This is a genomic window from Georgenia sp. H159, assembly GCF_035607575.1.
Lineage (GTDB): Bacteria > Actinomycetota > Actinomycetes > Actinomycetales > Actinomycetaceae > Oceanitalea.
This window is the reverse complement of sequence record NZ_JAYDZY010000003.1, coordinates 329835-341853: the sequence shown is the minus strand read 5'-3', so window position 1 is coordinate 341853 and position 12019 is coordinate 329835. Positions and strand designations below refer to the sequence as shown.

Sequence of the window (12019 nt, the reverse complement as noted above, 5' to 3'; positions counted from 1 at the left end):
CACTTCCTGTGGGTTCCGTGCGAGACCCGGGGCGTGCGAGGTGGCGGCGACCGGGCACGTGCACCCGGCTGCCGGTCTGTCCGCGGACGGACCCGGCCGTGCGCGTCCTGCGCACATCCCACCCATCGGACGGGCCGGACGGGTTCTAAGGCCCGTCGGCGATGGCCTGGGTCACACGCCGCGTGTCAGGTCGTCGGCGGCCGGAGGTGACGCAGCGCGTCGAGCTCGTCGTCACCGGCGCGTGCAGCGGCGCGGTTGGCCTCCTCGACGGCCTGCAGCACCTCTGCCCGGTTCACGGCCACGTGGCGGGGGGCGTCGATGCCCAGCCGCACCGTGTCGTTGCGCACCTCGACGACGGTGAGGACGATGTCCTCCCCGATGACGATCCGCTCCCCGACGCGGCGGCTCAGTACCAGCACGCCCACGACCCTACCTGCCGCGCTGCCCCTTGGCCGTTCGCGCCGCGCGCGGGGACAGCCGCGAGGCGGCCTCGGCGCGCTCCGCCTCCTCCGCTGCGGCGAGCAGGTCGCCGATCCCGGCCGGTGCTCGCACCACCTCCGGGGCCGCCGCGGGTGACCGCTGCCAGCCGGGCGTCCGCTCGGCGTCGGAGCTGTCCGGGACCACGACGGTCACCTCGTACCAGCTGCGCCCGAGCAGCCCGCGCCGTCGGCGCTCGGCACGCAGGACGCGGCCGCCGAGCGTCTCGGCCCGCCGGAGCAGGACCTGGAGGTCCGGCCCGTCAAGCAGTAATCGCCTGCTCCGCACCCACGACCCCCACGGTCTCGATCGTCAGCGAGGTCCCGGTGACCTCCGTGTAAGACAGTACCGGCAGGCGCGGGACGGCGAGCGTCGCGAGCCGGCGCAGCGCCGGCCGGATGGCGGGCGCGCAGACGAGCACCGCCTGGCGGCCGGCCTCCTCGACGCCCTGGACCTGGCGCCGCAGCGCCTCGAGGAGGCCCTCGACCCGGTCCGGGGCGAGGGAGAGCTGGGTGCCCTGGTCACCGGGTCGCACCGACTCGAGGAGCAGCTGCTCGGTGGCCGGCTCGAGGGTGAGCACCCGCAGGACTCCGTCCTCCCGGCTGCGGTCGACGATGACGTCGGCGACCGCGGAGCGTGCCGCCTCGATGAGCCCCTCGGCCTCGGTCGAGACCTTGGCGCGCAGGGTGAGGGCCTCGAAGATGTGCGCGAGGTCGAGGATCGGGACCTGCTCGGTGAGCAGCCCCTGGAGCACCCGCTGGACCTCGCCGAGGCTGAGCATCGCGGGGACCAGCTCCTCCACGACCGAGGGGTTGCTCTGCTTGAGGCCCTCGACGAGCACCCGCACGTCCTCGCGGCCGAGCAGCCGGTCCGCGTGCGAGGCGGCGACCGACGACAGGTGCGTGATGAGCACGGAGACCCGGTCGACGACGGTTGCCCCGGCCATCTCCGCGCTGTGCCGCAGCTCGGAGGGGATCCACTTGCCCGGCAGTCCGAAGACCGGCTCGACCACGGTGCTGCCCGGCAGGTTCTCCAAGCCCTCCCCCAGTGCCAGCACCCTGCCCCGGGGGGCGCTGCCGCGGGCCACCTCGACCCCGGAGAGCCGGATGGCGTAGGTGGACGCCGGCAGGTCCACCGAGTCGCGGGTGCGCACCGGAGGCAGCACGTACCCCATCTCCATGGCGGTCTTCCGGCGCAGCGCACGGACCCTGCCCAGGAGGTCCTGGTCTGCGGAGCCGCCGACCATGTCGACGAGGTCGGGGGCGAGCAGGACCTCCAGCGCGTGCACGCGCATCTGCTCGATGAGCATCTCGGGGGTCTCCGCCGCCGGCTGCCCGGCACCGGCGTCCTCGGCCAGCTCCGCGGCCGCCGCATCCTTCGCCTTCGCGGTCTTGATCCGCTGGGCCAGCAGCAGGAGGGCGCCGCCGACGACGAGGAAGGGCACCTTGGGGATACCGGGGATGATCGCCATGACGACGGCCGCGCCACCGGAGATGAGCAGCGCGACGCGGGACTGGGTGAGCTGCGCGCCGGCGGCGGTGCCCATGTCGGAGTCCGCGGTCGCGCGGGTGACGACGAGGCCGGTGGCCACGGCCATGAGGATCGAGGGGATCTGGGTGACGAGGCCGTCGCCGATGGTGAGCAGCGAGAACCGCTCGATGGACTCACCGGCGCTCATCGACATCTGCACCATCCCGACGACGAAGCCGCCGATGAGGTTGACGAGCGTGATGACGATGCCGGCGATCGCGTCGCCCTTGACGAACTTCGCCGACCCGTCCATGGCGCCGTAGAAGTCGGCCTCGGCGGCGACCTCCGCGCGGCGGCGCCGCGCCTCGGCGTCGTCGATCGCACCGGCGTTGAGGTCGGCGTCGATGGCCATCTGCTTGCCGGGCATGGCGTCGAGGGTGAAGCGCGCACCGACCTCGGCGGCGCGGCCCGCGCCGTTGGTGATGACGATGAACTGGATGACGACGAGGATGAGGAAGATGACGAGGCCGATGATGAGCGAGCCGCCGACGACGAAGTGGCCGAACGCGTCGATGACCTCACCGGCGTAGCCGTCCCGCAGCACCAGGCGCGTGGACGCGACGTTGAGGCCGAGCCGGAACAGCGTCATGACGAGGACGAGTGAGGGGAAGACCGCGAAGTCGAGCGGCTTGCGCATGAACATCGTCGTCAGCAGGACGAGCATCGCGCCGACGATGTTCACCGCGATGAGCATGTCGAGGAAGGGCGCCGGCACGGGGACGACGAGCAGGAGGATGATCCCGACGACGCCCGCGGGCGCGACGAACTGGGTGATCTTGCCGTTTCTCATCGGCTGTCCTTCGGTGGTGACGGCATGCGGTGGGTCCCGGACGCGCTGCCTCGGCGGCGCAGGGACATGACGAAGGCGAGGACGCGTGCGACGGCCTCGTAGAGGTACTCCGGGACCTCGTGCCCGACCTCGCACATCGCGTTGAGGGTGCGGGCCAGGGTGATGTCCTGGACGACGGCGACGCGGTGCTCCGAGGCGCGCTCGCGGATGCGGGCCGCGATGTGCCCCTGCCCCTTGGCGACGACGCGCGGGGCGCCCTTGCCGGGCTCGTACCGCAGCGCGACGGCCACGTGGGTGGGGTTGACGACGACGACGTCGGCGTCGGCCACCGCGGCGAGCATCCGGTTGCGGCTCATGGCCCGCTGCTTCGCCCGGATCTGCCCCTTGATGAGCGGGTCGCCCTCGGTGCGCTTGTGGTCGTCCTTGAGTTCCTGCTTCGACATCCGCGTGGTCTTGCGGTTGCGCTTGAGGACGACGAAGACGTCGACGGCGGCGAGCACGAGCCCGGCCGCGACCCCCCACGTGAGCAGCGTCCGGATGCGTGAGCCGACCTCGCCGAGGATCTGCGAGACGGACAGGGCCCCGGACTGCAGGACGAGCGGCAGCAGGTCCACGACCACGGAGTACAGGACGAGCCCGACGACGGCGGTCTTGAGGAACGCCTTGGCGCCCTGCCACCACGCCTGGCCCCCGAAGGTCCGCTTGAGGCCCTTGACGAGGTTGAACTGCTCGGTGCGTGGCTTGAGCTTCTTGGTGGAGATGTGCACCCCGCCCTGGGCGGCACCGGCGACGATCGCGGCGAGCGCCGCGGCGACGAGCATCGGGGCGACCGTGAGGACCGCCGACCACAGGCCTTCGCCCAGCGCCTCGACGGCCTTGGCGGGCTCGGGGGCGTGGATGATCTCCCCGAGGCTGAGCACCTGCCCGGCCGCGGCGTTGGCGCCCCGCTCGAGCACGATCGGCAGCATGACGGCCGCGGACCCGACGACGACCCACGCCGTGAGGTCCTGGGAACGCCCGAGGCTGCCGTCGCGGTGCGCCTTGCGCATCCGCTCCGGGGTGGCCTTCTCGGTCTTCTCACCGGCCGGCTGCTGGCTCACGTCGCCCTCCCGATACCGGTGAAGGCCTGGTCCGCGAGCCAGGAGACGACTCCGGGCAGTGCCGCGACCGTGATGGAGCCGAGGGTCAGGGTGATGAAGATCTTCAGCGGGAAGCCGAGCGCGAAGGCATTGAGCGCGGGAGCCACCCGGGTGAGCAGGCCCAGGCCGACGTCCGCGAGGAAGAGCACGGCGATGAGCGGCCCGGCGACCTGCAGGGCCGCGAGGAACAGCTGGCTGACGGCGCCGGCGAGCTGCTCGGCGAGGGCGCCGAGGTCGAGCACGGCGCCGAGCGGGAGGGCGTCGAAGCTGCGGGCGAGCCCCCCGACGACGAGCTGGTAGCCGTCGGAGACGAAGAGCAGCACGATGGCGAGGAACTGGTAGAGCCGGCCGAAGGGCCCGCCGTTGGTCATCGTCATCGGGTCGAAGGCCTGGCCCAGCTCGAAACCGCCGAGCATGTCGATGAGCCGGCCGGCGGACTGCACCGCAGAGAAGATGAGGGCGACGAGCACGCCCAGCCCCGCGCCGATGACGGCCTCGGACAGGGCCATCCCGATGAGCCCGGCCGCGGTGAGGTCGGCGGGGACCTCCAGCGTCGTCGCCATGGCGAGCCCGAGCCCGACGCCGAGCATCGCCTTGACCGTGCCCGGGATCGCGCCGTGGCTGAACGGCGGCGCGATGACGAGGAAGACGGTCACCCGCAGCGCGGCGAGCGCGACGGGGAGCAGCACGACGGACAGGTCCACGTCAGCTCGCCAGCAGGCCGGGGATGCGGTCGAAGAGCTCGTGGGTGGTGACGATGAGCTCGGAGATCATCCAGTTGCCGCACAGCACGATGGCCACGGCGACCGCGATGGCCTTGGGCACGAAGCTCAGGGTGATCTCCTGGATCTGGGTCACCGACTGGAGCAGCGAGACCGTGAATCCCACGACGAGGGCCGTGATGAGCAGCGGGGCGGCGAGCTTGGCCGCCAGGCCCATGGCGAGGATGGCGATGTCGATGACGCTGGTCGTGTCCATCAGTAGCTCCCGACGAGCTGGGTGATGATCAGGCCCCAGCCGTCCACGAGGACGAAGAGCAGGATCTTGAACGGCAGGGAGATCATCGACGGGGGCAGCATCATCATTCCCATCGACATGAGCGCCGAGGCGACGACGAGGTCGATGACGAGGAAGGGGACGAAGACGACGAAGCCGATGATGAAGGCGGCGCGGAGCTCGGAAAGCATGAAGGCCGGGATGAGCGTCTGCATCGGGACCGTCTCCGGGCTGCCCGGGTTCGGCAGGTCCGCGGCACGGGTGAGGAGCGCGAGGTCCTCCTCCCTGGTGAGCCCGACCATGAACTCCCGGAGCGGGCCCTGCCCCGCCTGGAGGGCACCGGCGAAGTCGATCTGTCCGTCGAGGTAGGGCGAGACGGCCACCTGGTTCACGTCACCGAGGACGGGCCCCATGATGAAGATGGACAGGAACAGCGCGAGCCCGGCGAGCACCTGGTTCGGGGGCACGCCCTGGAGACCGAGCGCGTTCCGCGACAGGGCGAGGACGACGAAGATCTTGGTGAAGCTCGTCATCATGAGCAGCAGTGACGGCGCGACCGACAGGAGCGTGAGCGCGACGAGGACGACGATCGATGTCGACGGCGCGTCGGCGGCGAGGTCGATGTCGAGGTCGAGGCCGGGGCTCACCGGCTCGGTGGGGGCGGCCGGGTCGTCCGGTGGGACCGGCGCGGCGTGGGCCAGCGCGCTGCCCGCGAGGACGAGCACGGCGGCGACGAGGACGACGGTGAGGACGCGCACGAGCAGGCGCGTGGCCGGCAGGCTCCCCCGTGCCGGGGCCACGGTGGCGGTCATCGCCGGACCCGGTCCCGCAGGACCTCCCAGGACGCCCGCCAGGAGGCGGGAGCGAGGACCGACCCGCCGAGCGGAGAGGAGGTCTGCGGCAGCTGCCCCTGCGGAATTGCGGGACGGGCTCCGCCGTCGTCGTCTCCGAGCTCGTCGGCGAGCCGGAACGGGCCGGCCTCGAGCTCGGTGAGCAGCCGGACCTCGGTGTCGCTGACGCCCAGGACGAGGGTGCGTCCGGCGATGTCGACGACCGCGACGCCGGAGCGCCGCCCGAGGTTCTGCCGCCCGAGCACCGTGATGGGGAGGCGCCGGCCGGCCGGGCGTCCCCCACCCAGCCGCTTCGACACGAACCACAGGAGGGCCAGGACGAGGAGGAGGGAGAACCCGACGCGCAGCGCCAGCAGGAGCGTCTCGCTCACGGGGCCGTGGTCTCCGAGATGATCTCGGTGATGCGCACGGCGTAGTCCTCGTCGACGACGACGACGTTGCCCCGGGCCACGAGGCGCCCGTTGACCATGACGTCGGCAGGGCTTCCGGCGGCGCGGTCGAGCTCGAGCACCGTGCCGGGGGTGAGGGCCAGCACGTCGCGCAGCGGCATGCGGGTGCGGCCGATCTCGGCCGTGAGCGTGAGCTCGACGTCGTACAGGACGCGCATGCTGCCCGGCGCGAGCGGTGCGGTGGTGGCCGGTGCGGAGGTGGTGACCGTGCGGATGCCGAACCAGGCCTGGACGCCACCGGCGGTGAGCGCATAGAGCTCGAGGTCGCCGCCGCCGAGCACCTGCCCGGCTGGGCGCTCCTCCGCGGGGCTGAGGACGCCGGCGCCCAGCGCCCGGGTGATGGCCTCGAGCGCGGGCCGGACGGCCTCGGCGACGGTGAGGGTCCCCGCACCGTCCATGGCCTCGGCGACCGCCCGCTCGGCGACGACGACGAGCTCGACGCTGGTCCCCCCGACGAAGGTCGCGACGACGGCGACCGCGTTCGGGTCGGGCCGCTCACCGGGCTCCGCGAGCCGCGCGGTGAGGGGCTGGGAGGAGGGCAGCAGCCGGGCGAGCTCCTCGGCGACGGCGCGGTGGTCGAGTGTGGTCGTGCTCATGAGTTCTCCTTGACGTTGACGACCAGTCCGGCGAGCCGGGAGCCGTTGGTGCCGGCCACTGCCTGGGCGAGGACGCGGTCACCGACCACGACGTCCAGGGGCAGCGCGCTGGGGTGGTGAAGCGGGACGAGGTCCCCCACGGACAGGTGGACGACCTCGCGGGGGTGGATGGGGATGGGGCCGAGCCGCACGGCGACCTCGACCGGGGACTGCTGGACGGCGCGGTCGAGCAGCTCACGCTGCATGCGCTCGGTCTCGACCTCCTCCGCGCTGCGGGTCTCCACGCTCTCCCGCTCCCGGAGGGAGGCGAGCAGCCCCTCCGCGGGGAGCATGAGGGTCGCGGTGACGGAGTGGTCCTCGACGAGGATGGTGAAGGTGGCGGTGATGACGGCCGTCGAGGCCGCCGTCGCCTGGAGGAGCTGGGGTGTGTGCTGGATGCGCCGCAGCTCGGCGTCCACGGCGGCGATGCCGGAGAAGGCGTAGTCGAGGTCCGCGAGGACCTTGCCCATGAGGTCACCGATGAGCAGCTGCTCCATCTCGGTGAGGTCGCGCTCGGGGACGGAGTCGGGGACCCCACGGCCCCCGAGCATGTGGTCGACCCAGGTGAGGGAGGTGTCGAGGGGGAACTGGACGAGCCCGGGGCGCCGGTTCGGGCCGACCGCGCACACGACCATCGTCGTGCGGGCAGGCAGCGAGGAGATGTACTCCTCGTAGGCGCACATGGCGATGCTCTCGAGCGTCACCTGCGCGGACACGCGCAGGCTCGCCAGGAGCTGGTTGGCCCACTGGCGCGAGAAGGTGCCCAGCGCCACCTCGAGCACGCGTGCGTGCTCGCGGGCGAGGGTCATCGGTCGCCGGAAGTCGTAGACCACCGGGGGGCCGCCGGCCGGCGGGGAGCTTCGTACCGTCACGCACGGTCCATCGGCCGTGCGTGACGGTTGTTGAGGGGTCGGGTTTGTGGGTACCCGGCGGGCTCAGCTCACTGGGTGACGAAGTCGGTGAGGTAGACCGCGAGCACCTCCTCGCCGTAGGTCTCGACGAGGCGGTCGGTGAGCTCCGCCTTGAGCTCCGCGCGCCGCTCCGGGTCGTTGACCTCGTCGACGCCCAGCCCGGAGTACAGCGAGATGGCGATGTCGGTGGCCGGCTCGGTGTGGATCTCCTCCGCCTCGGCGGCCAGCTGGATCGCGAAGCCCATCCGCAGGTAGCGGCCGTCGGCGAGGTTGATGTTGCGGGGCTCGACCGCCACCGTGATGCCGGGCTCGGGCGCCTCGGGCTCCGGCTCGACGTCGGCCGGTCCCTGGAGGAACAGGTACCCGGTCACGGCCGCCGCCGCGACGAGCACGGTCGCCAGCACGAGGAGGACGCTGCGGCGTCGGCGCCGCAGTGGCGGCGCGGGTGGCTCGGGGGGCGGCGGTGCGGCGCTCCCACCGCCGATCTTGCGCCCACCCGGCGCGATGACTCTCGTTGCGGACACGTCAGGCTCCTTCGATGGTCGTGGCTAGCTCCGGCAGCAGGGCGCGGACCTGCTCCGGCTCCTCGCTGAGGACGACGACGTCGACCCTGCGGTTGAGGGCGAGGGCGTCCTCTCCCTCGGTGGCGACGGGGTAGGCGTCCCCGTAGCCCACGGCGCGCACCCGGGTGGGCGCGATGTCGCCGTGCTCGACCATGCGCCGCAGGACCTTGGTCGCGCGGTCCGCCGACACCTCCCAGTTGGTCTCGTACTGACCGGTGTAGGGCAGGACGTTCGCGTGCCCCTCGAGCAGGATGTCGTTGCTCAGCTGGTTCAGCGTGCGAGAGACGGCGTCGATGACCGCGCGGGTGCGCTGCGGGAGCTCCGCGCTGGCCGGGGAGAAGAAGGTGTTCTCGGTGACGAGGCCGACGACGAGGCCGCGCTCGGTGATGCTGAAGCGCACGTCCTGCGCGAGCCCCTGCTCCTCCAGCTCGCCGCGCATGCGCTCCCGCAGCGCGACGAGCTCGGCCGCCTCGGCTCGGGCGGCGTCCCTGGCGACGTCGCCGATGTCCCCGCCGGGCAGCGGCGCGATGTCCGCCGCGGCGGACATCGGGGCGATGTTCTCCTGGGGAGCGTCCCCGCCGTCGAGCACCCCGTCGGAGCCCTCGACGACGGAGGTCGCGGCCGAGGCGTCACCGAACCCGGCCGCCAACGACTGCCGCAGCTCGGCGAACTTCTGCTGGTCGACCTGGCTGATCGCGAAGAGCACGATGAACAGGCACATCATCACGGTGACCATGTCCATATAGCTGACGGTCCAGCGCTCGGTGTTCTCCTCCTCCTCCTCGGCGTGGCCGCCTCGGCGCCGCCGGGAGCTCACGCGGCACGCTCCGGCTTGGCCGACTCGCCGAGCTCGGCGGCCGGCACGAGGCTGCGCAGCCGCTCGCCGAGGGTGCGGGGGTTCGCGCCGGCCTGCAGCGCGAGCAGGCCCTCGAGGCTGATCTCCATCTGGGCGCACTCGAGGTCGGAGATCCGCTTCAGCCGGGTCCCGATCGGCAGCCAGATGAGGTTGGCCGAGAGGATGCCCCAGAGGGTCGCGACGAAGGCGGCGGCGATCATCGGGCCGAGGGACGCGACGTCGGAGAGGTTCTCCAGGACGTGGACGAGGGAGATGACGGTCCCGATGATGCCGATCGTCGGTGCGTAGCCCCCCATCGAGGTGAAGAAGCCGGCGGCGACCCGGTCCTGCGAACGCTTGGTGTCGATCCGGTCCTCGAGCAGGACGCGCAGGTCCTCGGGGTCGGTGCCGTCGATGGCCGCCATGAGCCCGTCGCGGAGGAACTCGTCCTCCACCTCCTGGGCTGCGTCCTCGAGCGCGAGGAGGCCCTCGCGGCGGGCACGGTCGGAGAGCTGGATGATCGTCTCGATGGTCGTGCCCCGCTTGGGAGCCTTCGCGGTGAACGCCTTCGGCATGCTCTTGACGGCGTGGACGACGTCTCCCATGGTGCCGCCCGCGATGGCGGCGCCGATGGTGCCGACGAAGACGATGGCGAGCGGGCCGGGCAGGAGGATCGCCGAGAGGTGGGTGCCCTCGAAGAACATGAGGACGAGGACGCCTGCGAAGCCGACGACGAGGCCGATGAGGGTTGCGGGGTCCATCATTCTCCCTGCGGTCGGGTGGGAAGGGGCAGGACCACGGAGGAGAGCTCAGGACGTGAGGGCTCGGGCGGGTGCAGAGCGCGCGAGACGATCGCGGCGCGGTACTCCTGCACCAGGGCGACCACCTCGGACAGCGTCTCGGCCACGAGGTACCGGGTCCCGTCCATGAGCACGAGGATCGTGTCAGGCGTCGACTCGATCCGTTCGATGAGATCAGGGTTGATCGCGAACGGCTGTCCGGTCAAACGGGTCACGGTGATCACGGTCGGTTCCATCCTGTTGCTTCGGGCCCTTCCATGAGCCCTGCTCCTTCCTCATCGGCCGGGAGCGCCCGACCTTGAGCGGTTCGGGCGCTCCTCACCGTCAACGCTTGAGGTTGACGAGCTCCTGCAGCAGCTCGTCGGAGGTGGTGATGACACGCGAGCCGGCCTGGAAGCCACGCTGCGCGATGATGAGGTTGGTGAACTCCTGGGAGAGGTCGACGTTGGACATCTCCAGGGCACCGCCGGTCAGCGAGCCCCGGCCACCGTCGCCGGCGCGGCCCACCTGGGGCTCCCCCGAGTTCACGCTGGCCCGCAGCATCGAGCCGCCGGTCTTCTCCAGGCCGGCCGCGTTGGCGAAGTTGCCGACCGCGACCAGGCCGACGGCGCGCTTGAGGCCGTTGGAGAAGGACCCCATGAGGGTGCCGTCGGCGCTCATCGAGAAGGACTGGAGCACGCCGGCGCCCTGGCCGTCCTGGCTCGAGGCCTCGACCGTGGTGAGGCCGGCGAAGCCGGTGAGCTGACCGAGGTCGAGGGCCACCGGGTTGCCCGCCACCGTCACCGGAGGAAGGTTGACCGCCTGGAGCGCGCCACCGGCGGTGAACGCGACGGTCCCCCCGCCGAGGGCGTTGCCGCTGCCGTCGGCCACCTGGACCGACCAGGTGGCGCCCGGCTGCTTGGTGAAGGTGAGGTCGAGCGACGTCGCCGTACCGTCCGCGGCGTAGACCTCGATGGTCCGCACGAGGGCGGTGTCGACCGCGGCGTCGGCCGGCAGGTTGCCGGTGAAGGTGGCGGTCCCGGTCGCGCGGGCACCCATCGTCGTCGTCACCGGCAGGGCGAGGCCGGTGAGCGGCCCGTTGGGGTTGACAACGCCGTTGGCGTCGGCCGCCCAGCCCTGGACCTGCGCCCCGGAGGAGGTGACGAGCCGGCCGAGCGCGTCGAGGGTGAAGGCACCGGAGCGGGTGTAGAGCTGCTCGCCGCCCGAGTTGACGACGAAGAAGCCGTCGCCGTTGATCATCATGTCGAGGCTGCGGCCGGTCTGCTGGGCCGCGCCCGGGGTGAAGTCGTTGGTCACCGCGGCGACGCGGACGCCGAGCCCGACCTGTGCCGGGTTGGTCCCGCCGTTGGCGCCCTGGGGGGCGCCGGGGGCCTGGACCAGCTGGGACAGCGTGTCCTCGAAGAGGGTCCGGCCGGCCTTGAACCCGGTCGTGTTGGCGTTGGCGATGTTGTTGCCGGTGACGTCCAGCATCGTCTGGTGCGAGCGGAGGCTGGAGATGCCGGAGAAGAGAGAGCGCAGCATGGTCGGGTGTCCTTCGGGTCAGGCGGTGGTGGGCGTGTCGGCAGCGGCCGGCGGGGCGGTGGTGGTCTCCCCCGGGCCGCGACCGGTGTCCGGTGCGGTGGGGCGGTCGGGCTGGCCGACGGTTGCGAGCTGGTTCATCGGCACGACGACGCCGCCGATGACGGCTCCAGGCGGTGTCGTGGCGAAGTCGACCGAGTCGACGACGCCGGTGGCGCGGACGCCCTCGCCGTTCACGTAGGTGACCTCCTTGCCGACCAGCGCGGTCGCGGACGTCCGCATCTGGAGGTGGAAGGCGTCCTGCGACAGCCGGGTGAGCTCGGTGAGCTGCTCCATGGTCGAGAGCTGGGTGGTCTGTGCCATGAGCTCGCTCGTGGACAGCGGCTCCGAGGGGTCCTGGAAGCGCAGCGAGGTGACGAGGAGGTTGAGGAAGTCGTCCTTGCCGAGGCCGGAGGCGGCCGGGGCGGAGGCGGGCGGGTTGTACGGGGAGACGCCGTAGCCGGCGGCGGCGGGGTCGATCGTCAT

The 12019-nt window shown here is 72.0% G+C and carries 16 protein-coding genes; all 16 read right to left on the bottom strand.

Annotation, left to right across the window (positions count from 1 at the left end; genetic code table 11):
- Positions 1-185: 185 nt before the first annotated feature.
- On the bottom strand, positions 186-419 hold the full coding sequence (csrA, locus tag VR894_RS06205; RefSeq protein WP_324650471.1) for a carbon storage regulator CsrA: 234 nt from the start codon (positions 417-419) through the stop codon (positions 186-188).
- A gap of 10 nt (positions 420-429) precedes the next feature.
- The gene (locus tag VR894_RS06200; RefSeq protein WP_324650470.1) at positions 430-765 is read right to left on the bottom strand and encodes a hypothetical protein; all 336 of its coding nucleotides are present in this window, start codon (positions 763-765) and stop codon (positions 430-432) included.
- Positions 740-2797, bottom strand: a complete 2058-nt coding sequence (locus tag VR894_RS06195) for a flagellar biosynthesis protein FlhA (protein WP_324650469.1) — start codon at positions 2795-2797, stop codon at positions 740-742. The genes VR894_RS06200 and VR894_RS06195 overlap by 26 nt, the downstream gene beginning before the upstream one ends.
- On the bottom strand, positions 2794-3897 hold the full coding sequence (locus VR894_RS06190; RefSeq protein WP_324650468.1) for an EscU/YscU/HrcU family type III secretion system export apparatus switch protein: 1104 nt from the start codon (positions 3895-3897) through the stop codon (positions 2794-2796). The genes VR894_RS06195 and VR894_RS06190 overlap by 4 nt, the downstream gene beginning before the upstream one ends.
- Positions 3894-4640: a flagellar biosynthetic protein FliR gene (locus VR894_RS06185; RefSeq protein WP_324650467.1), complete on the bottom strand. Its 747-nt coding sequence runs from the start codon at positions 4638-4640 to the stop codon at positions 3894-3896. The genes VR894_RS06190 and VR894_RS06185 overlap by 4 nt, the downstream gene beginning before the upstream one ends.
- Before the next feature lies 1 nt (position 4641).
- Positions 4642-4914 (bottom strand): flagellar biosynthetic protein FliQ, encoded by a 273-nt coding sequence (locus VR894_RS06180; protein WP_324650466.1) that lies wholly within the window; start codon positions 4912-4914, stop codon positions 4642-4644.
- A complete protein-coding gene (gene fliP, locus VR894_RS06175) occupies positions 4914-5744 on the bottom strand; it encodes a flagellar type III secretion system pore protein FliP (RefSeq protein WP_324650465.1) in 831 nt (276 codons plus the stop codon). The genes VR894_RS06180 and fliP overlap by 1 nt, the downstream gene beginning before the upstream one ends.
- Positions 5741-6154, bottom strand: a complete 414-nt coding sequence (locus VR894_RS06170) for a flagellar biosynthetic protein FliO (protein WP_324650464.1) — start codon at positions 6152-6154, stop codon at positions 5741-5743. The genes fliP and VR894_RS06170 overlap by 4 nt, the downstream gene beginning before the upstream one ends.
- Positions 6151-6828 carry a flagellar motor switch protein FliN gene (gene fliN / locus VR894_RS06165; RefSeq protein ID WP_324650463.1) on the bottom strand — a complete coding sequence of 226 codons (678 nt, stop codon included), beginning with the start codon at positions 6826-6828 and terminating at the stop codon, positions 6151-6153. The genes VR894_RS06170 and fliN overlap by 4 nt, the downstream gene beginning before the upstream one ends.
- Entirely contained in the window at positions 6825-7739 is a 915-nt protein-coding gene (locus VR894_RS06160; protein WP_324650462.1) for a flagellar motor switch protein FliM, read from the bottom strand. Before VR894_RS06160 ends, fliN begins: the two co-directional genes overlap by 4 nt.
- Before the next feature lie 68 nt (positions 7740-7807).
- Positions 7808-8302 carry a flagellar basal body-associated FliL family protein gene (locus tag VR894_RS06155; RefSeq protein ID WP_324650460.1) on the bottom strand — a complete coding sequence of 165 codons (495 nt, stop codon included), beginning with the start codon at positions 8300-8302 and terminating at the stop codon, positions 7808-7810.
- A gap of 1 nt (position 8303) precedes the next feature.
- The gene (locus VR894_RS06150) at positions 8304-9158 is read right to left on the bottom strand and encodes a flagellar motor protein MotB (RefSeq protein WP_324650459.1); all 855 of its coding nucleotides are present in this window, start codon (positions 9156-9158) and stop codon (positions 8304-8306) included.
- On the bottom strand, positions 9155-9937 hold the full coding sequence (locus tag VR894_RS06145; RefSeq protein WP_324650458.1) for a motility protein A: 783 nt from the start codon (positions 9935-9937) through the stop codon (positions 9155-9157). The genes VR894_RS06150 and VR894_RS06145 overlap by 4 nt, the downstream gene beginning before the upstream one ends.
- Positions 9937-10191, bottom strand: coding sequence for a flagellar FlbD family protein (locus VR894_RS06140; protein ID WP_324650457.1), 255 nt, complete (start codon positions 10189-10191; stop codon positions 9937-9939). The genes VR894_RS06145 and VR894_RS06140 overlap by 1 nt, the downstream gene beginning before the upstream one ends.
- A 109-nt stretch (positions 10192-10300) precedes the next feature.
- The gene (locus VR894_RS06135) at positions 10301-11497 is read right to left on the bottom strand and encodes a flagellar hook protein FlgE (RefSeq protein WP_324650455.1); all 1197 of its coding nucleotides are present in this window, start codon (positions 11495-11497) and stop codon (positions 10301-10303) included.
- Between the two features lie 18 nt (positions 11498-11515).
- Positions 11516-12019, bottom strand: coding sequence for a flagellar hook assembly protein FlgD (locus VR894_RS06130; protein WP_324650454.1), 504 nt, complete (start codon positions 12017-12019; stop codon positions 11516-11518).

Excerpts from the sequence above, each read along its gene's own strand:
- VR894_RS06195 (WP_324650469.1), bottom strand. The coding sequence starts at position 2,797 with ATGAGAAACGGCAAGATCACCCAGTTCGTCGCGCCCGCGGGCGTCGTC.
- VR894_RS06180 (WP_324650466.1), bottom strand. The coding sequence starts at position 4,914 with ATGGACACGACCAGCGTCATCGACATCGCCATCCTCGCCATGGGCCTG.
- fliP (WP_324650465.1), bottom strand. The coding sequence starts at position 5,744 with ATGACCGCCACCGTGGCCCCGGCACGGGGGAGCCTGCCGGCCACGCGC.
- fliN (WP_324650463.1), bottom strand. The coding sequence starts at position 6,828 with ATGAGCACGACCACACTCGACCACCGCGCCGTCGCCGAGGAGCTCGCC.
- VR894_RS06145 (WP_324650458.1), bottom strand. The coding sequence starts at position 9,937 with ATGGACCCCGCAACCCTCATCGGCCTCGTCGTCGGCTTCGCAGGCGTC.
- VR894_RS06135 (WP_324650455.1), bottom strand. The coding sequence starts at position 11,497 with ATGCTGCGCTCTCTCTTCTCCGGCATCTCCAGCCTCCGCTCGCACCAG.
- VR894_RS06130 (WP_324650454.1), bottom strand. The coding sequence starts at position 12,019 with ATGACGATCGACCCCGCCGCCGCCGGCTACGGCGTCTCCCCGTACAAC.